Raw genomic sequence first — 19770 nt, 5'->3', positions numbered from 1 at the left:
CCTCCAGGGCGGTTGTAGGTTCGGAAATGTGAAAACTATCTCAAAACCTGGCCGGGCGCGCGAGGGAAACGCGCCACGCCCTGTTCAGCGATTGCGCTGCACCGCCACCGGCAGGCTGTCCAGGCGTTGCCATTCGGGCTGCTGCAGCAGGGCGGGATCGGCCAGCACGGCGGCCATCAGTGGGTGGGCGTCGTTGCCCCAGAACAGTTCCTGGTCGATGGCCAGGGTCGGGACCCCGAACACGCCCGCGCCGATGGCGGCTTCCGTGTTGCGCCGCAGTTGCTCCTTCACCGCCGGATCGGCAATGGCGGTCGCGACATCCTCGATACCCAGCTGCGCACCCGGTTCGCGCAGGGCCTCGGCGCTGTCACCGGCGTGGCCCTCACGCCAGATCCAGTCGAACAGCACGTCCACCACCTGGGCGCTGGCCCCGGCAGCCAGGCATAGGCGCAGTGCTGACAACGGATTGAACGGATGGCCGGGCGGGAAGCGCATCGGGGTGCCCTCGGCCTGCGCGGTCCATTGCAGGTGGCGGTATGCGAAGCGGCGCTTGGCGGGGATTTCCGCCGGGCCCAGGTTGCCCAGGTGATGCAGCACCGCGCCGAAGGCGATCGGCACGGTCTGGATCTGCGCGAACTGCGGCAGCTGTTTCAGCTTCTGCCAGTGCAGGTAGGAGTAGGGCGAGACGAAATCGAAGTACCAGCGCAGCGTTGCCATCCGTATGTCCTCGTGTGCGGTCAGGGCTGCGCGTTGCGCTGCAGGTAGCGGTCGCGCAGTTCGGTCTGGCGCGAGCGCATCGGCATCGCACGGCCGCCCAGCCAGACCTGTTCGGCATAGTGCGCCACGTCCAGCGGATCGCCCTCCCACAGCACCAGGTCTGCGCGCTTGCCTGGCTCGATGCTGCCGATCTGGTCGGCCACGCCGAACGCCTGTGCCGGCACCCGGGTCAGCCCGGCCAGGCCGTCGGCCCAGGGCAGGCCGTTGGCTACTGCATTGCCAGCCAGCTGGCGCATCTTGCGCGCGTTGTGGGTGGCGTCGCCGCGCTGCACGAACGACACTGGCACGCCGGCGCGCTGCAGGCGTGCGGCGTTTTCCAGGGTGGCGCCGATCTGATCGAAGCTGGCCGGCAGGTTGGCCAGCACGTCAACGAACACCGGCACCTGTGCGGCGGCCAGCTCCGGCGCAACCTGCCAGGCTTCGCCGGCACCGGCAATCGCGATCTTCACCTTCTCGCGCGCGGCCCAGCGCAGCAGCTGGCGGATGTCCGAGGCACGATCGACCTCCACCACGATGCGGCCCTGGCCGGCCAGGTAGCGGCTGAGCGTGCGGCGCCCGGCCGGGGTCAACAGCGCGTGCGGCGAATCCGCAGCGACCTGGCCGCGTGCTTCGTCGACCATCTGCTGCAGCAGCATCCATTGCGCGGCGCGCGAATGCCCGGTCAGCTCCGATGCCGCCGAGCCCAGGCGCAGGAACAGCGCGCGCGGACCGATCGGGTCGACGCTGCCATCCAGCCGCATCACGCCGCCCTGGCCGGCCACGAAGCCGCCACCGGTGGCGGCGCCGAGTGCGGTGAAGCCAAAGCCCTCCAGCCGCGTCACCGGGATCAGCACCGAGGCCGGGTTGTAGGCCAGGGTGACGTCGAATTCCGGGCGCAACGGCTGCTCGCCGAGCTTCAGCGAACTGTCCACCGTGCTCGATTCACCCGAGACCTCTTCGATGCCGGTCTCGGTGATGCCCCCGAACAGGGCCGGGGTCAGCGGCCGCCCATTGGCTTCGACCACGGTCGCTCCGGCCGGTGCGGACAGGCCGGTGCCGACTGCGCGGATGACGCCGCCCTGGACCAGCACATCGGCGTTGTGCAGGCTGCCGCGTGCGCTGGCGGTGTGCACCGTCGCGTTGCGCACCAGCAGGTCCTGCGCCGATGCCGTGGTTGCCAGCAACAGCAATGCCACCACGGTAGCGCCGGGCCATGCCCGGCGACGCTTGTTCAACACGCCCATCAGCGCACCTCCTGGCCAAGCTGGAAATCGGAACGCGGCATGCTCGCCGGCGCGCTTCGGTCGTACAGCCGGCGGCCATCAATGAAGACCTGCTCGGCCAGCGCGTATGAACTGAAGGGGTTGCCGTTCCACACCACCACGTCGGCCATCTTGCCAGCCTCCAGGGTGCCGGTCTGGTACTCGATGCCCAGCGCCCGGGCGGCGTTGGCGGTCATCCAGGTGATGGCATGTTCGGGGGTGATCTCCGCCATGCGAGCACGTCGCGCCGAGGCCATCACCTTGGCTGCTTCCTGGTTCAGGCGCTGGATGCCCTCGGGTGAATCGGAATGGACGATGGCGCAGCTGTTCTTCGGCCGGTCAACCAGCGCGATGTTTTCCTGGATGCCGTCGAAGGCCTCCATCTTGAAGCCCCACCAGTCGGCCCACAGCGCACCGCAGACGCCGTCGGCGGCCAGACGGTCGGCCAGCTTGTAGGCCTCCACGCCGTGGTGGAAGGCGGCTACCTTGAAGCCGAACTCCTTGGCCAGGTCGAGCATGGTGGCCATCTCGTCGGCGCGGTAGCAGTGGATGTGCACGCGGATGTCGCCTTCGATGGCGCCGGCCAGCGTGTCCAGCTTGAGATCGCGCTTGCCGCCGGCATCCCCGGCGCTGTCGCCCTTGTCGCTGCCGAACCAGCCCTTGCGCTTGGCCGGCTTGGGCTTGGTCTTGGCGATGTAGTCGGCGGCATCGATGAAGGCGGCACGGTAGCCGGCCACGTTGCCCATGCGCGTGGCCGGGGCCACGCCCTTGCCTTCGCCGTAGACCCGCTTGGGGTTCTCGCCGCAGGCCATCTTCAGGCCCCACGGTGCGCCGGGGAACTTCATCGCCTGGTAGGTGATGGCCGGGACGTTCTTCAGGGTCACGCCGCGACCGCCGACCAGGTTGGCCGAGCCGGGCAGCACCTGCATGCTGGTCACGCCGCCGGCCAGCGCCGTGGCGAAGCCCGGGTCCTGCGGCCACACCGAGTGCTCGGCCCAGACATTGGCGGTGACCGGTGCGGTCATCTCGTTGCCGTCGCTGTGCGCACCGACACCGGGGCTGGGGTACACGCCCAGGTGCGAATGCACGTCGATCAGGCCGGGGGTGACCCACTTGCCCTGTGCATCAATGCGGGTGACGCCCGCATCGGCCTGCAGCTGGCGGCCAACGGCGACGATGCGGCCGTCGCGCAGCAGCACGTCGGCGTTGTCCAGGCGCTGGCCGGTACCGGTCAGCACCGTGGCATTCTGGATCAGCACCGGCGCATCGGGATGCGCCTGGTAGGTGCTGGGGTAGGGATCGGCGACGAAGCGCGAGGCGCCCACCGCCGGTGCCGTGGTCAATGAAAGCAGCGCCAGGGCCACCCCGGCGCGCAACAACGTCGATGCCATGCAGTTCCCCTCGCCTGAAACATGAATCCACCGACGCTAGCCGGGGTCGATGCGGCTTGCCAAGTGACCTTGGACAGGGGAGTAGGGGTAGGAATTTTCTGATGGAGGATTTGTGAAGGAAATATTAACGTTGGATGAAGCGATGGGCTGATTACGTCTTGCGCTGACCTGTAGCACCAGCTCCCACACGTGCTCCAAGGGGGAGTCGGGCCCGCACTCTTCATGGAATCAAGGACGCAACCGATGACTGCTGCAAAGCTCTGCCGTTCGACCGTTTCGCGCCGTTCTTTCCTCCCCTCGCCGCTGGCTTCGGCGATTGTCGGTTCGTTGCTGATGGCCACCGCGCTGCCGGTACTGGCCCAGGACAGTGACGACGCCCTGACCCGTTACCAGTTGCAGCGCAGCCTGCAGTCGGCGTTCGCCGCGCCGGGCAGGGTGTCGGCCTCTGCTCCTGCAATGATCGCCCCCTCGGTAGCGATCCCGGTGGCGGCGCTGGCTCCCAGCGTCGGTTCTTCCGTCGAGCCGGTCATGGGCAAGCCCGGTGATGCTGCGAGCTGGCGTACCAGTGAATTCAACCTCGACTGGGGCCTGGCCGCGATCAATGCCGACGTGGCCTATGCGCGCGGGCTGACCGGCGCCGGCATCCGCCTGGGCGTGTTCGACAGCGGCACGGGCCTGGACCATCCGGAATTCGCCGGCAAGGACAACCGCAGCATCCGCATCGCAGACCTGATGGCCGACGGCACGCGTTGCACCAACACCAGCGCAGTGCGCGGGCCGGCGGCCTGCTTCGCCAGTGATGGTGATGACGTCCAGATCAGCTATGTCGGCTACAACGCCAATGTCCCCGACAACATCCGCAGGATCATCGAGTCGGGTCCCTATGTGCAGCCGGGGATGCAGTTCGAGATCCATGGCACGCACGTTGCCGGCACCATCGCGGCGAACCGGGACGGCAACGGGATGCAGGGCGTGTCCTTCGGCTCGGACCTGACCGTTGGCCGGTTGTTCTCCGACAGCATCAGGGAGTGGCAGCGGACCGCGACGGGCTATTCGGTGGTGACGCTGGGCGCGATCGGTCCGAAAGTCAGCGCCTTCCAGGATCTGTATGCTCAGATGAACGCGCAGGGCGTGCGTGCCATCAACCACAGCTGGGGCCTGGTCACGGAACCGTCGACAGCGACGGACATGGACGCGATCTACAACGACCCGGACGACCGCCAGTACCTGAACACCTTTGCCGACGGATCGCGTGCGCGCGGGATGATCCAGGTGTGGGCGGCCGGCAATACCAGTTCGGTCATTCCGACGCCTGCGCAGAGCCCCATCGCCGGCCTCTACGCCACGCTGCCGCGCGCGTTCGCCGACATCGAGCCGTACTGGTTGAGCGTGGTCAACGTCGGTACCAATCTGACCCTGAGCAATCGCTCCAACAAGTGCGGCCTGAGTGCCAACTGGTGTCTTGCCGCGCCGGGTTCGGACATCGTATCGACCGCCTATGGTGATGATTCCAGCCTGTCCGGCAGCATCGGCATCGACGCCAACGGCAACGTCAGCCTGGACATCCAGCAGCGCGTGCCTACCTATGGCTATGCACTGCTGAGTGGAACGTCGATGGCCGCCCCCCACGTCACCGGCGCGCTGGGCCTGCTGTTTGAACGCTTCCCTTATCTGGACAGCGCTCAGGTGCGCGATGTGCTGCTGACCACGACCACCGATCTGGGCGCGCCCGGCATCGACGACATCTACGGTTGGGGCCTGTTGAACCTGGCCAAGGCCATCGAGGGTTACGGTTCGCTGCGCGTGGACACCAACGTGGTGATGAACCAGCGTGCAGGTGGCCTGAAAGTGTGGGAAGGCGATGCCTGGGACAACTGGACCAACGACATCGGCGGCCCCGGCAAGCTGACCAAGAGCGGCATCGGCTGGCTGCGCTTGAGCGGTGACAACAGCTTCAACGGTGCGTTGGTGCGCGAGGGCATGCTGGAACTGGATGGCGTCAATACGCTCACCGGAGCGGTGGACGTGGCCGGCGGTAGCTTCCTGCTCAATGGCACGTTGAAGAACACCGCGCTGAACAGCCTGGGGGGCACCAGCCAAATCAATGCCCGCGGTGTGCTGGATGGCTCGGACCTGACCGTCAACGGCGGCGTGGTGACCTTCGACGGTGCGCAGCGCGGCGCCCACACCCTGGTGGCCGAGCTGGGAACGTTCGAGTTGAACGGAAGGCTGGACAGCAGCACGTTGACCAGCCTGGGCAACAGCCGCGTGAACGCGGGCGGCGTACTTGCGGGTTCCGACCTGACCGTCAACGGCGGCGTGCTGTCGTTCAACGGCACGCAGACCGGTGGTCACACCCTCGTTGGCCCGAAGGGCACGCTGAAGGGCATCGGCCAGCTGGGCGATACCACCGTGGCCGGTATCGTTGCACCGGGCAATTCGATCGGTACGCTGACCATCAACGGCAACTACGTGCAGACCGCCACCGGTGTGTACCAGGCCGAGCTGGCTCCGGGCGGGCGCAGCGACCAGTTGCGTGTCACCGGTACCGCGACCCTGGGAGGCACCCTGATCGCGCTACCGGAAGCGGGCACCTATTACCTTGGGGAGCAGTTCAACTTCATCCGTGCCGACGGCGGAATCAGTGGCCAGTTCGCCACCACTGACTTCAGTGCGTTCTCGCCGTTCCTGAAGTTCGGCCTGGCCTACGGCACGGGTGGCGCGCGCATTGAAGTGACCCGTGGCAATCCGCTTGCCAGTGCCGCCAGTACCGACAACCAGCGCGCGGTCGCCACTGTGGCCGACGGCCTGGCGGTCAACCAGGGCCTGCCACGACCGCTGACCCTGCTGTTCCCTCAGCAGGTGGGCGCTGCACTGGATGGCCTCAGCGGCGAGCTGCATGCGGCCACCGCAATGGCCCTGGTCGAGGGCAGCCGCTACGTGCGTGACGCCGCGCTGTCGCGTCGCGTCGGTGCGCGTGCCCCGGGCGCAGACGGCGAAGCCGCCACGGGGGTCTGGGTACAGGCCATCGGTGGCAGCACCACGCTGGACGGCAATGGCAACACCGCACGCACCGAAGCCAACAGCAGCGGCCTGCTGGTAGGCGTGGACCGCGAGATCAACGGTTGGCAGGTGGGCGTGCTGGCCGGTACCGGACGTACCGATGCCAAGCAGCAGGAAGGACGCCGTGCGCGTGCCAAGGTCGACAACACGCACCTGGGGGCCTATGCCAGTCACGACTGGGGCGCCTTCGGCCTGCGTGGTGGCCTGGCCTGGAGCGAGCATGAGGTGAAGAGCACCCGCGAGCTGGGCTTCTCCGGCTACACCGATACGCTGGCGGCCCGCTATGACGGCCGTACCCGGCAGGCGTTCATCGAGGCGAGCTATCGCTTCGGCGACCGCGAGGCGGGGCTGGAACCCTACCTGCAGCTCGCACGTGTGGAAGTGGACATGAAGCGTATCAACGAACGTGGTGGCGCTGCCGCACTGCAGGGCGAGGTGGACGATCTGCGTACCACGGTCGCCACGGCCGGCCTGCGATTCGACAAGGGCCTGAAGGCTTCGTTCCAACAGGACAGCTGGCTGCACCTGCGCGGTGGCGTCGGGTACCGCCAGGCCAGCGGTGATCGCGACCCGGCGGCCCGCTTCGCCTTCGCCACGGGTAGCGACAGCTTCGTGGTCAGCGGCGCCCCGATTGCTGACAGGACGGTGGTTGCCGAACTGGGCCTGTCGGCATGGTTGACCGCGCGCCAGCAGCTGGAGCTGGGCTATAGCGGCCAGTATGGCGACGAAAGCCGCGATCACAGTGCGAACCTGCGCTGGTCGGTACGTTTCTGACCTTTGCTTCCCGGACACCGGGAAGACCCAGGAGGGTGGCCGCAGGGCCGCCCTTCTTCGTTGCCGGCCCAGGTGTGGGATGGCCTGTGCACGCCTACAATGGCGGCCCCACGCCGTACCGGACCGCCCATGAAGAGCAAGCAGGAAATCGTCGACAACTGGCTGCCGCGTTACACCGGCGTGCCACTGGACCAGTTCGGCCAGCACATCCTGCTGACCAACTTCGGTGGCTACCTGCACACCTTTTCCGAGCTGACCGGTGCGCCCGTCATCGGCCTGGACCGGCCGATGGCCAGTGCCACGATCGACGGCATCACCATGATCAACTTCGGCATGGGCAGCCCCAATGCCGCGATCATCATGGACCTGCTGTCGGCGGTGATGCCCAAGGCGGTGCTGTTCCTGGGCAAGTGCGGCGGCCTCAAGCGCAAGAACCAGCTGGGCGACCTGGTGCTGCCGATCGCTGCGATCCGGGGCGAGGGTACCTCGGGTGACTACCTGCCACCGGAAGTGCCGGCGTTGCCGGCGTTCGCGCTGCAGCGTGCGGTCTCGACCATGATCCGCGACCTCGGCCACGACTACTGGACCGGAACCGTCTACACCACCAACCGCCGGGTCTGGGAACACGACGAGGCCTTCAAGGAGCGGCTGCGGGCGATGCGCTGCATGGCCATCGACATGGAAACAGCCACGGTGTTCGCCGCCGGCTTCGCCAACCACATCCCCAGTGGCGCGCTGCTGCTGGTCTCGGACCAGCCGATGATCCCCGATGGGGTCAAGACCGAGGCCTCCGATGCCAAGGTCAGCTCCCAGTTCGTGGAAAACCATATCCAGATCGGTATCGAGGCGCTTAAGCTTATCCGGCGCAACGGCAAGTCGGTCCGCCACCTGCGCTTCGACGAATGATGATGATGGCCTGGCGCGGCGCGCCGGCCCTGGGGAGTAGGTGATGGACGTTGCCGCGCAAGTGGTGGAATTCTGGAAAGAAGCGGGCCCTGCGAAGTGGTTCGCCCGCGACGATGCGTTCGACGCGCAGTTCCGCCAGTTGTTCCTGGATGAGCATTTCGCCGCCGCTTCGCGCGCGCGCGAGCATTGGCTGGGCAGTGCCGAAGGGGCATTGGCGCTGATGCTGCTGCTGGACCAGTTCCCGCGCAACTGCTTCCGTGGGACCGCCCATTCCTACGCCACCGATGGCCTGGCCCGGCACTACGCCATGCGCGCCATCGAGGAAGGCCTGGACCTGCAGCTGGTACCGAAGCTGCGCGCCTTCATCTACCTGCCGTTCGAGCACTCCGAGGATCCGATGGACCAGGACCGTTCGGTGGCGATGTTCGACGTGCTGGGTGACAAGGAGTACCTGCAGTACGCCGAACTGCACCGCGACATCATCCGCCGCTTCGGGCGCTTCCCGCATCGCAATGCCGTGCTCGGTCGCTTGCCCACGGCGGAAGAGCTGGATTACCTGGCCGAAGGCGGCTTCGCCGGGTAGGTCCACGCCATGCGTGGATGCAGAAAACGCCGGCGAATGCCGGCGTTTTCTGTGCTGGGGCCAGAGCCCTTTCCTGCGGAAAGGGATCCGACCCCAAGTCGACCCCATGCCGGGGCCGATCAGTACTTCGGCACGCCGTTGTCCACGTCTTCGGACCAGGCATTGATGCCGCCGGTGACGTTGAACACCTTGGTGAAGCCCAGTGCACGGAACTGCTCGGCAGCCTGTGCGCTGCGGCCGCCGTGGTGGCACATGAAGGCCAGCGCGGTGTCCTTCGGCAGGGCTTCCAGCTCCGCACGGCCGTTGCCGTCGAAGCTCCTGAACGGCACGCCGACGGCTGCGATGGCGCGCTCGTCGGCCGGGCGCACGTCCACCAGGGTGATGTTGCCGGCGCGCACCAGGTCGTCGGCATCACGCACGCTGATTTCCTGTACCGGCTTCGGCGCGTTCGGGTTGTCGATCGCCAGGCCCTTGCCGCGGATGTCGTCCACCCAGTCGATGGTGATGCCGTTGGCGCGCCGGGCGCTGGACAGGTCGAACTGCACGCGCAGGCCATTGGACTCGGCAGCGATCGCGCCTTCGTCATGCGGGGCCAGCTGGAAGTTCGGCTGGAAGCCGGCGTCGATGGTCAGCTGCAGGGCAGCGCCCGGGGCGTCGGCCAGCGCGCCCTTGAGCATTTCCACAGCGGCCGGGGTGACGGTGATGCTCGGCGGGGTGCGGTCCGGTGCGGCCAGGCCCAGCACGCTGCTCAGTTCGCCGCTGGCGGCCATCTGCAGCACGATGTCGCTGCCGCCGACCAGTTCGCCGTCGATGTACAGCTGCGGGATGGTCGGCCAGTCGCCGTAGGCCTTGATGCCTTCACGGATCTCCTGGTCGGCCAGCACGTTGACGTGGGCGAACTCGACACCGAGGTCCTGCAGCGCGCCCACGGCCTTGGCCGAGAAGCCGCACTGCGGCATCGACGGCTGGCCCTTCATGAACAGCACGACGCGGTTGGCGTTGAGGATGGATTCGATGCGCGAACGCAGGGCGGGATCGAGGGACATGGACGTCGGGGTTCCGGGAATTCGAATCATCAATTCTACCCCCCATGGCATCATGGGGGATGAGCAACGCAGGAACATTGCATCGCATCCCGACCCGGCCCTGGCGCTGGCTGCCCTGGCTGGTGGCGTCGCAGCTGGCGGTGATCCTGGTTTGGGCCCTGGCGGGCTGGCACTGGGGCTTGCCGCTGATGGTGGCCAGCCACGCGCTGTTCATGGTGCCGATATTCCTGCCCAACAGCCGTTTCTACGCGCCGGTATTGAGCCGGGTGCCGGACGCTGGCAACAGTGTCTGGCTGACGATCGATGACGGCCCCGGCCCGGAAACCCGTGCCGTGCTCGACCTCCTGGACCGCCACCAGGCGCGTGCGACCTTCTTCCTGGTGGGGGACCGTGCACTGGCGCAGCCGGAACTGGTGGCCGAGATCCTGCGCCGTGGCCACGATCTCGGCAATCACAGTCTCAGCCACCCGCAGGCCCGCTTCTGGCGCCTGGGCCCAGCGGCGATGCGGGCCGAGATCGAAGGCTGCCAGCATGCGCTGCAGGCGCTGAGCGGGCATCCGGTGCGCTGGTATCGCTCGGTGGTGGGCATGACCAACCCGTTCGTGGCGCCGGTGTTGAAGGCGCTGGGCCTGGTGCGCGTGGGCTGGAGTGCCCGCGGTTACGACGGCGTCGGCTGCACGCCGGAGGGCGTGTTGGCGCGGTTGCTGCCGGACCTGCGCCCAGGGGCCATCGTGCTGCTGCACGAGGGCGCCGCCCACGGCCACAATCTGGCGATCATCGAGCGCGTGCTGCAGGCGCTGGACGAGCGCGGCTTGAAGGCGCAGCTGCCTGACTCGTAGCACCGGGTTCTGGCCGCGTGGAGCAGCCGAGCGTGGGCTCGGCTCTACAGGGGCTGGTGATCATCCTGTAGCGCCCGAGCCGATGCCCGGGCGGCGGTGCGCAGCGCCGGAAAACATCGGAGAGCAGCCGAGCGTGGGCTCGGCTCTACAAGGGGGGGTGATCATCCTGTAGCGCCCGAGCCGATGCCCGGGTGGGAGGCACGTCAGGGGCGTTCGGCCACCAGCAGCCAGCTGTTGAAGGGGGTACGCCCGTGCAGTGGCCGGGGGGCGGCCACCTGCAATCCCGCTTCGGTCAGTGTCGCCTGCAGGACCTGCGGGTCAGGATAGTGGCGCGGCCGCGTGCCCATCCAGCCGACCAGCCAGGCCAGCCGATCCGCCACCCGCGTGGTGCGGTCGCGGCCATCGCCGGTGGCCAGCGGCGTGCGCAGCAGCAGGCAGCCGCCGGGGGCCACCCGTGCACTGGCCGCGCGCAGCAGTGCCTGCTGTGGGTCCGCGTCCAGGTACTGCAGCACGTCCAGCAGCAGGACGTGCCCGGCCTGCGCCGGCAGTGGCGCCTGCACGTCCACGCAGTCGAAGCGCACGTCATGCAGCTCGACGGCGGCACGTTGCGCGCGGGCGATCTTGCCCGCATCCACGTCCACGCCCAGGTAGCGCTGGGTGCCGCCGCGCTGGCGCAGTACATGGGCGAACAGGCCCAGCCCGCAGCCGAGGTCCAGCACCGGCTGCCCGTCGTCAGGCAGATGCTGCAGCACGCCGTCGTACAGCGGATCGCTGCCGAGCTTGCCGCGGGTGTAGTAGTAGTCGCGGCGGCTGCCCCAGGCCTGCGCCGGGCGGAACGCTTCGGCGATCAAGCGGGCCTGCGGGGCCGTCAGGGGAGCACAGGGCAGGGGCGGGCCGTTCCGTGGCATGCCGTCCATCGCCTCAGTCCGTGCCGCCAAGCAGATGCGCGGCAACCGGCAGCGCGCGCGCGCTCCACAGCGCGTACATCCGCGCTGAAGGATGCAGGCCGTCCTCGGCGATCATCGTCGGGTCTTCGCCCTGCGCGCGGCTGATGTCGGTGATGTCGACGAAGGCCACGCCGTGCCGGGTACTGATCACCTCGGCGGCGGCATTGAACTCGTCGGTCTCGATCTCGATCGCGGCCAGGTCGCGGCCACTGCCGGCACCGAACGGGGTGGCGCCCCAATCGGGGAAGGACAGCACCAGCACACGGCCGGCATCACCGCCGGCAAAGCCGATCGCCCGCTGCAGCAGGGCCTGGAACTGGCTGCGGTACTCGTCCAGCGGACGCCCGCGGTACTGGTTGTTGACGCCGATCAGCAGACTGACGAAATCGAACGGGCCCTGCGGTGCAGCCGCGTCGATACCCGCATCGAGCTCGTCGGTCGTCCAGCCGGTGGTCGCAATGGTCTGCGGGTCGGCCATCGCCACGTCCTGCGCGCGCAGCGCGGCGGCCAGCTGGTGCGGCCAACGGCCTTCGACTGCAACCGCTTCACCGATGGTGTACGAATCGCCCAGCGCCAGGTAGGACAACGCCACGGCTCAGGCCACCGAACGGCGCGGCTTCAGCGGCACGACCTTGGTCGCATCCTCGGCACGGCGCGCCAGCACACGGTCGATGCGGGCGAATACATCGCGCATCACCGAGGCTTCCGGCATCAGGGTCACGCGGAAATGATGGCGGTAGGGCACGTTGAAGCTTGAGCCCGGCACCACCAGCACACCTTCGTTGTTCATCAGGTCCAGCGCGAAATTGTGGTCGTCGAAGCCCTTGGCAGCGGCGCCGACCACGGCCGGGAACGCGTACAGCGCGCCGGCCGGCGCGACCAGCGACAGGTGCTCGCTGGCTTCGCAGGCCTCGATCACCGCGCGGCGGGTTTCATACAGGCGGCCGCCCGGCGTGCACAGCTCGGAGATGGTGTCCGGGCCGTTCACCGCCGCCTCGATGGCGTACTGGCCCGGCACGTTGGCGCACAGGCGCAGCGCGCCCAACAGGTCCAGCGCGGCGCGGAAGTCACCGAGGCGCGCATCGTCGCCGCTGAGGTGGGCCCAGCCCACGCGCCAGCCGCAGGCGCGGTGCACCTTGCTCAGGCCGCTGAAGGTCAGGCACGGATGGTCGCCGGCCAGCGGCGCGACCGGCTGGAACACCGCGTCGTCGTACAGGATCTGGTCGTAGATCTCATCGACCAGCAGCAGCAGGTTGTGGCGGCGCGCGATCTCGACCACGCGCTCCAGCAGTTCGCGCGGGTAGCTGGCGCCGCTGGGATTGTTCGGATTGATCAGCACGATGGCGCGGGTGCGCGAAGAGACCAGCGTCTCGATCTCGCTCGGGTCCGGCTGGAAGCCGTTCTCCGGCGCGCAGCGGTAGTACACCGGGCGGCCATCGTTGAGGATGGTCGAAGCCGACCACAGCGGGTAGTCGGGCGAGGGCACCAGCACTTCATCGCCCGGGTTGAGCAGCGCACGCAGCGACAGGTCGATCAGCTCGCTGACGCCGTTGCCGAGGAAGACGCGGTCCGGGTGTGCATCGGGCGCGCCACGACGGGCGTAGTAGCTGGCGATGGCTTCGCGCGCCACCGGCAGGCCCTGCTGGTGGGTGTACGGGTCGGTGCGGCCCATGTCGTCGGCGATCGCGCGCTGCAGGTGCTCGGGCGCGCGGAAACCGAAAGCACCCGGATTGCCGATGTTGAGCTTGATCAGCTTGCGGCCCTGCGCCTCCAGCTCCCGGGCTCGCCGCGCCAGTTCTCCGCGGATTTCGTAGCGCACTTCGGAAAGGCGCTCGCGGATGGCCAGGGGCTTGGGCGAGTTGGTGGACATGGGAGCTGGGCCGTCGAAAGGCATGGGGCTTCCATCCTACCGGAATTGCTGCAATGCATGGCAAGGGCTCCGGGCCCGTCACTGCTGGGCTGGCAGGGCGCTGGCACAGGTAGAATGGCGGCGATGACCCAGACCCCCGATTTCATCGCCCTGCAGACCATCGGCTGGCCCTGGCCGGGCCCGCCGCAGCAGGCCGACTGGCAGGCCGCGATGGCCGCGCACCCGCAGGCCCGCCCGGCACGGGTGATCGAACAGCACCGCACCCACTACGTGGTGGCCGATGGCCCGGATGCCTCGATCAAGGCCGAGTCGCTGCCCGAATGGCAGCGCCCGCGCTTCCCCAGCCATGAACGGCCCGCAGTGGGCGACTGGGTGCTGCTCGACGGCATCCGCATCGTCGCGCTGCTGCCGCGGCGTACCGCGATCAAGCGCGGTGCGGCAGGCGAGCATTACCACCAGCAGGTGATCGCGGCCAACATCGATACGGTGTTCATCGTCTGCGGGCTGGATGCCGACTTCAACCCGCGCCGCATCGAGCGCTACCTGCTGCTGGTCGGCGGTGGCGGTGCCGAACCGGTGGTGGTGCTGACCAAGGCCGACCAGACCGAGTACAGCGAAGACGCACTGGCGGTACTGGAAGAGCTGGAGATGCAGGGCATCGCGCTGCATGCGATCAACGGCCTGGATGCCGACAGCGTTGCGGTGCTGCAGCCGTGGCTCGGCCCGGGCCACACCGTGGTGCTGGTCGGTTCTTCCGGTGCGGGCAAGTCCACGTTGACCAACACGCTGCTTGGCGAGCAGCGGATGAAGACCAACGCGGTGCGCGCCAATGATTCGCGAGGACGGCACACCACCACCCATCGCGCGCTGATGCCGCTGCCGACGGGCGCCTGCCTGATTGACACCCCTGGCATGCGCGAGCTGAAGCCGACCGGTGAGGAGACGCTGTCCGAAGGTGGCTTCGCCGATATCGAAGCGTTGGCCGCACAGTGCCGCTTCAACGACTGCAAGCACCAGCAGGAACCGGGCTGTGCCGTGCGTGCGGCGATCGAGGCCGGAGAGATCGAAGAGAGCCGGCTGCTGAACTACTTCAAGCTGAAGGAAGAAGTGGCCGCCGCCGCTGCCAAGCTGGCCGTGCGCCAGGCCGAGACCGCGCAGGAGCGTGGTGGCAGGAAGGGCAAGGGCCAGCAGTTCCGCCCGGTCGGAAAGCCGCGTAGGCGGTAACAAGGCAGCCGAGCATGGGCTCGGCTCTACACTTGGTTCGCGGTGGAATCATTCCCTGTAGCGCCCGAGCCGATGCTCGGGCGGCGGTGCACGGCGCCGGACACGGCAGGGCGTTATAGTCCGCGCATGGAACCGACTGCGACGCTGGACCGTGACGTGGCCCACCATGCAGCGCTCGATGCGCGCCTGGTCGAGGCCGTGGGAGGCATCCGCCTGCTGGGACTGACCAGCTGGCCTGCGACGTTGCAGGCACCGTTCCTGGACAGCGTGGCACGTGGGCAACCGGTGCTGCCGAAGGTGGACTACCCGAGGCTGGATTTCAGCGAGGAGCGCCGTGCGCTTGCCGCAATCGCCGCCGACTGCGATGACACTCATCCGCTGGGCAACTACGTGCGGCAGTCGGCGCAGAGCTGGGACCTGGCCGCACAGCTGCTGGAAGGGTTGGGCACGGCTGCGGTCGATACCTGTTCGGTGCAGCTGTTCGGCGCCCCCGAGCAGCCGCTGCCTGGCAATGGCCCAAGCACGCGCGAAGCGGCGCGTCACTTCATCCAGATTGCTGCCGAACTCGATCATGAACTGCTGGCGCCGGAAGAGCAGGTGCCGGTCTCGGCTATTGCCCTGCAGCTGCAGCTGCAGAATGACCTCGATGCGTTCTTCGAATCGCGCATCATCCAGGTGCAGCTCGATCCGGAGCTGGTGTCCAAGGCCGCCGCCGGCCCGACCCGCATCCGCCTGCGCACCAGCGCGCGCTTCAGTGCCTACGACCGTGCGCAGCTGTTCCACCATGAAGCGCTGGTGCATTCGCTGACCGCCTTGAATGGCCGCGAACAGCCGGTGCTGCCGAGCCTGGCGTTGTCCTCGCCACGGGTGACGGCAACCCAGGAGGGGCTGGCGACGTTCGCCGAGCAGATCACCGGCAGCATCGACATCGAGCGCCTGAAGCGCATCAGCCTGCGTACCGAGGCGATTGCGATGGCGCGCGAAGGTGCCGATTTCATCGAGGTGTTCCGCTACTTCTGCGATGCCGGGCAGAACGCGGAAGAGAGCTTCGCTTCGGCACAGCGCGTGTTCCGTGGCGTGCCGCCCAATGGCGGCCTGGCGTTCACCAAGGACACGGTGTATCTGCGCGGCCTGGTGTCGGTGCACACCTTCTTCCGCCACATGCTGGCCGAGGACCGCCTGCAGGTCTGCCGCTGGTTGTTCGCCGGCAAGATGAGCCTGGCCGATGCGATCGCGTTCGCGCCGCTGTTCGAGGCGGGGGTGTTGAAGCCGCCGCGCTGGCTGCCGCATTGGGTGAGCCGGGCGAACGGCCTGGCTGGCATGCTGGCGTTCTCGCTGTTCGCCAACCGGATACGGATGGACCAGCTGGCGCCGGAATGAAATGCGTTGGCGGGATGAAGCGCTGGCGCCTTGATTGATATCGCTGGGCGGCGGTGGGGCACCCTGGCCAGGACACGCCGTAAACCCATCCATGGGGGCTCGATCGGCGCATCCATGCGCCTCACGGTCCTGGCCAGGGTGCCCCACCGCCGCCAGACAGATTCCCGCGCGGGCGGCAACACATCACCGCGCCGAAGGGATTGCGCTTGAAAAGCAAAGAGCCGGGCAATGCCCGGCTCTTTGCTCTTGCTCTTGCTCTTGCTTTCCATTGCCTCCGCGCCGGCGCGGGGAATTGTCGAGCGCGGGTAGGCAGGCCCATGCAGGACCGTTGGCGCCATGGATGGCGCCATCGAGCCCCCAAGGACGGGTTTACGGCGTGTCCTGCATGGGCCTGCCTACCCGCGCCATGCAGGAATACTCAATGCGCCGCAGCGCCTGCTTCTGACTTAGAACTCCGCCGCCACCGTCATGAACACCTGCCGCGGCGCGCTGGCATGGATCGCATAGCGCGTGCCCTTCGGATCGGTCGGTGCGAACGAGCTCAGCTGGCCCGCATAGCGCTTGTTGGTCAGGTTGGTCGCATTCAACGACACCCGCACGTTGCGCAGGCCCAGGCCCGGGCCGAAGTCGTAGCCCGCACCAGCGTCGAAGGTGGTCACGCCCGGCACCGACTGGTCGTTGGTGTAGGTGTAGTAGCGCTTGCCGGTGTACTTGGCACGCAGGCTGGCGAAGAAGCCGTCACGATTCCAGCTGATCTCGCTGGAGGCCATGCGCTGCGGCGTATCCACCGTGATCTTGCCGGCCACCGGCACGATCGCGCCACCCGAGGTGTAGTCATCCTCGTAGGTGGTCTTGTTCCAGGACAGCGCGTTGTACCACTGCAGGCCGTCGATCGGCTTGAGGATGAAGGTCAGCTCCGCACCGTGGCTCTTCACCGAACCGACGTTGATGAAGCGCGTCACGCACTCCGGACGCGTGCCGACTTCGATGCTGGAACACGGGTTCAGCGACAGCAGGCGGTTGTCGAACTTCACGTTGTACGCGGCGATCGAGGCCTGGTACTTCTCGCCGAAGGTACGGAAGCCGGCTTCCAGGCTCTTGGAATTCTCCGGCTCCAGGCCGGCGCTGGCCGCGAACGATTCCGGCGACACCTGCAGCGGGCCACCGCTGCCGCCACCGACGAAGGCGGCGATGTTCTCGGCGTACGAGGCGAACAACTCGTTGTTGGCGTTGAGCTTGAAGCCCAGGCCCACCTGCGGCAGCACCGACTTCTTGGCGGTCAGCGTGCCCGAGGCGATGCTGGTTTCCACGCCCGGCTGGGCGGTGGCGCGCATGCGGGTGTTCGGGCTCTTGATGCCCACGTCCACGGTCAGGCGCTGGTCCAGGAAGCGCATGCGGTCCTGCACGTAGAACTGGCGCGTGCGGATGTCGAAGTCCTGGTTGAACAGCAGGCGGTCCGGATTCTTCAGGTACAGGTCGTCCAGGAACGGGCCGCTGATGTAGTAGAAGTTGCGCGAGACGTTGTGGTCGTTCTGCTCGTACCACAGGCCGGCTTCCAGTTCGTGGATGCCCACCGTCCACGACAGTGCGGCGGTCAGGCCATCGCGGTTGATCGTGTAGTTGGTGCTGCGGATGGAGATCGGCAGCATTTTGTCGGTGCCCGGGTAGGACGGCTGGCCCGGTGCCCACCAGTGGCCCTGGCCACGGTTGTCGTGGTGATAGGCCAGCAGCTTCAGGCGGCCCTGCTCACCCAGGCGCAGGTCGGCATCGACCGAGTACAGGTTGTCATCGCGCAGCGCACGGCTCTGGTAGTACGCATCGTCGATGCTGTTGACGCCGCCGCTGAACGCGCAGCGCGCCTTGTTGTAGGTGCCCGGCGCGCAGTATGCGGCGGCGACGGCGCGATCCCAGTCCGGCGCATAGATGTTCCAGTCATAGCCCAGGCCACGGGCCAGCATGTCCTTGGACAGGTAGGCGTAGTTGGCCTGGCTGGCGCGCGAGGTCGCCACGAACGCACCGAAGCGGTGGTCGCCGACATTCCACACCGCCTTGGCATTGAACTGGCGGGTGGTCTGGTTCTGGTACGGCGCGGCCCACATGTCCTGGTCCTGGTGCACGCCGGACACGTAGGCCGAGAAGCCGTTGAGGTCGCCGGTGTCCACGCGCAGGTAGCCACGGCGCTGGTTGTTGTCGCCGACGGTGACGCTGGCGCGGCCACCGAATTCGGTGGACGGGTCCATCGAGAAATACTGGATGGTGCCGCCCAGGTTGCTGGTCGAGGCCACGCCCAGCGAGCCGATGCCCTGCGACAGTTCGGCGCCGGCCAGGTTCTCGGCGATGATTGCGCGGGCGATGCTCAGCCCGTTGTAGTTGCCGTAGCTGTTGTCGCCCAGCGGAATGCCGTCCAGCGTGTAGCCGAGGCGGCTCTTGTCGAAGCCACGCAGGCTGATGGTCTGCGATTCCTCGTTGGCACCGAAGGCATCGTTGGACTGCACCGACACGCCCGGCAGGCGGTCGAGGATCTTCTGGCCACTGGTACCCGGCGGCAGCACCTGCTTGTCGACGGTGGTGATGCGCTGCACCTGGCGGGTCTCGCCCTGGCCGATCACGGAGACGGTATCCAGCGTCTGCGCGCTCAGCGCGGCATCGGTGCTGGCGCCGGTATCGGCGGTGGTGGCAGCGTGGGCGCTGGCGGCGGAGAGCGCGATCGCCACGGCGATCGTCAGGTGTCGGGTCTGCATGGTGGTCCGTTGCATTGGGGGTGGTCACCGGCACGCGTGCGCGGTGCTTGGCCACTATGCGAACGGAACATGAAACCTTCTTTACGAAAAACCAACGAACGGTGCAGGGCACCGGCGCAGGTCCGGCAGCCGAATGAAAAAAGGGGCCGGATCACCCTCACAAGCGAAGGTTCACCGGCCCCGCGCACTCCGTGGGGGAGGCGGTCCACGCGTTGCGTGGAGACGGGCTCAACCCATGTACAGGCCACCGTTGACCGGATAGTCGGCGCCGGTCACGTACGAGGCTTCGTCCGAGGCCAGCCACGCGCACAGGCCGGCCACTTCCTCGGGGCGGCCCAGGCGACGCACCGGCACCGACGCCGCCAGCCGGTCCAGCACATCCGGCGGGAAGCTGCTGATCGCCTGGCTGGCGATGTAGCCCGGCGACAGCGTGTTGACGGTGACTCCGCGCGAGGCCACTTCCGCCGCCAGCGCCCGGCTGAACCCATGCATCGCGGCCTTGGCGGTGGCGTAGTTCACCTGCCCGATCTGACCCTTGTGGGCGCTGACCGAACCAATGTTGATGATGCGACCCCAGCCGCGCGTGGCCATGCCGTCGACCACCTGCTTGGTCAGGTTGAACAGCGAGTTGAGGTTGGAAGCGATCACCGCGTTCCAGTCCTCCACCGTCATCTGCCGGAACAGCAGGTCGCGGCTGCCGCCGGAGTTGTTGACCAGCACGTCCACTTCACCGACTTCGGCGCGGACCTTGGCGAACGCGGCGCTGGTCGACGCCCAGTCGGTGGCGTTGCCTTCGGAGGCGATGAAGTCGAAGCCCTGTTCGCGCTGCTCGCGCAGCCAGTTGGACTTGCGCGGCGAGTTCGGCGCGCAGCCGGCAACCACGGTGTGGCCGCTGCGGGCCAGGCTCTGGCAGATGGCAGTGCCGACACTGCCCATTCCACTGGTGACGTAAGCGATTCGAAGCGTCATTGCAGAAGGCTCCTTGGCA

The 19770-nt window shown here is 67.6% G+C and carries 15 protein-coding genes; 6 read left to right on the top strand and 9 right to left on the bottom strand.

Annotated features, from left to right (window positions below; all coding sequences use genetic code 11):
- Positions 1-84: 84 nt before the first annotated feature.
- The 3 genes from ACZK29_RS18345 to ACZK29_RS18335 are packed head-to-tail and all read right to left on the bottom strand — an operon-like array spanning position 85 to position 3409.
- Positions 85-717 (bottom strand): 2-hydroxychromene-2-carboxylate isomerase, encoded by a 633-nt coding sequence (locus ACZK29_RS18345; RefSeq protein ID WP_111204103.1) that lies wholly within the window; start codon positions 715-717, stop codon positions 85-87.
- Positions 718-737: 20 nt separating this feature from the next.
- Positions 738-2000, bottom strand: a complete 1263-nt coding sequence (locus ACZK29_RS18340; protein ID WP_111204104.1) for an amidohydrolase family protein — start codon at positions 1998-2000, stop codon at positions 738-740.
- Complete coding sequence (locus tag ACZK29_RS18335; RefSeq protein ID WP_478446335.1) at positions 2000-3409, bottom strand: amidohydrolase; 1410 nt, start codon at positions 3407-3409, stop codon at positions 2000-2002. The genes ACZK29_RS18340 and ACZK29_RS18335 overlap by 1 nt, the downstream gene beginning before the upstream one ends.
- A 243-nt stretch (positions 3410-3652) precedes the next feature.
- On the opposite strand from ACZK29_RS18335, the gene ACZK29_RS18330 reads away from it, so the two are divergent.
- The 3 genes from ACZK29_RS18330 to ACZK29_RS18320 all read left to right on the top strand — a co-directional run bounded on the left by ACZK29_RS18330 (position 3653) and on the right by ACZK29_RS18320 (position 8735).
- Positions 3653-7246 (top strand): autotransporter domain-containing protein, encoded by a 3594-nt coding sequence (locus ACZK29_RS18330; protein WP_111204106.1) that lies wholly within the window; start codon positions 3653-3655, stop codon positions 7244-7246.
- A gap of 129 nt (positions 7247-7375) precedes the next feature.
- The gene (locus ACZK29_RS18325) at positions 7376-8152 is read left to right on the top strand and encodes an AMP nucleosidase (protein ID WP_005414446.1); all 777 of its coding nucleotides are present in this window, start codon (positions 7376-7378) and stop codon (positions 8150-8152) included.
- A 43-nt stretch (positions 8153-8195) separates the two neighbouring features.
- Positions 8196-8735, top strand: coding sequence for a DUF924 family protein (locus ACZK29_RS18320; RefSeq protein WP_024956045.1), 540 nt, complete (start codon positions 8196-8198; stop codon positions 8733-8735).
- A 119-nt stretch (positions 8736-8854) separates the two neighbouring features.
- Here ACZK29_RS18320 and grxD read toward each other — a convergent pair whose 3' ends face one another.
- Complete coding sequence (gene grxD / locus ACZK29_RS18315; RefSeq protein WP_024956044.1) at positions 8855-9781, bottom strand: Grx4 family monothiol glutaredoxin; 927 nt, start codon at positions 9779-9781, stop codon at positions 8855-8857.
- 59 nt (positions 9782-9840) lie between these two features.
- Here grxD and ACZK29_RS18310 point away from each other — a divergent pair, with 59 nt between their 5' ends.
- On the top strand, positions 9841-10620 hold the full coding sequence (locus ACZK29_RS18310; protein ID WP_111204107.1) for a polysaccharide deacetylase family protein: 780 nt from the start codon (positions 9841-9843) through the stop codon (positions 10618-10620).
- 203 nt (positions 10621-10823) lie between these two features.
- Here the strand turns inward: ACZK29_RS18310 and ACZK29_RS18305 are convergent, their stop codons facing one another.
- The 3 genes from ACZK29_RS18305 to ACZK29_RS18295 are packed head-to-tail and all read right to left on the bottom strand — an operon-like array spanning position 10824 to position 13437.
- Positions 10824-11537, bottom strand: coding sequence for a class I SAM-dependent methyltransferase (locus ACZK29_RS18305; protein WP_478446334.1), 714 nt, complete (start codon positions 11535-11537; stop codon positions 10824-10826).
- 4 nt (positions 11538-11541) lie between these two features.
- Positions 11542-12159, bottom strand: coding sequence for an SGNH/GDSL hydrolase family protein (locus ACZK29_RS18300; protein ID WP_478446333.1), 618 nt, complete (start codon positions 12157-12159; stop codon positions 11542-11544).
- A 3-nt stretch (positions 12160-12162) separates the two neighbouring features.
- Positions 12163-13437 (bottom strand): pyridoxal phosphate-dependent aminotransferase, encoded by a 1275-nt coding sequence (locus tag ACZK29_RS18295; RefSeq protein WP_005414441.1) that lies wholly within the window; start codon positions 13435-13437, stop codon positions 12163-12165.
- A 114-nt stretch (positions 13438-13551) separates the two neighbouring features.
- Here ACZK29_RS18295 and rsgA point away from each other — a divergent pair, with 114 nt between their 5' ends.
- Complete coding sequence (gene rsgA / locus ACZK29_RS18290; protein ID WP_111204109.1) at positions 13552-14661, top strand: ribosome small subunit-dependent GTPase A; 1110 nt, start codon at positions 13552-13554, stop codon at positions 14659-14661.
- 126 nt (positions 14662-14787) lie between these two features.
- Entirely contained in the window at positions 14788-16041 is a 1254-nt protein-coding gene (locus ACZK29_RS18285) for a flavohemoglobin expression-modulating QEGLA motif protein (RefSeq protein ID WP_111204110.1), read from the top strand.
- Positions 16042-16487: 446 nt separating this feature from the next.
- Here the strand turns inward: ACZK29_RS18285 and ACZK29_RS18280 are convergent, their stop codons facing one another.
- Together ACZK29_RS18280 and phbB are read right to left on the bottom strand one after the other, a co-directional pair.
- Positions 16488-18782: a TonB-dependent receptor gene (locus ACZK29_RS18280; protein WP_478446332.1), complete on the bottom strand. Its 2295-nt coding sequence runs from the start codon at positions 18780-18782 to the stop codon at positions 16488-16490.
- A 228-nt stretch (positions 18783-19010) separates the two neighbouring features.
- Entirely contained in the window at positions 19011-19751 is a 741-nt protein-coding gene (phbB, locus tag ACZK29_RS18275) for an acetoacetyl-CoA reductase (protein ID WP_111204112.1), read from the bottom strand.
- Between the last annotated feature and the right edge of the window lie 19 nt (positions 19752-19770).

The sequence above is a fragment of the Stenotrophomonas sp. 89682_Sma genome (genome assembly GCF_056481405.1).
This window is presented reverse-complemented; position numbering and strand designations above follow the sequence as displayed.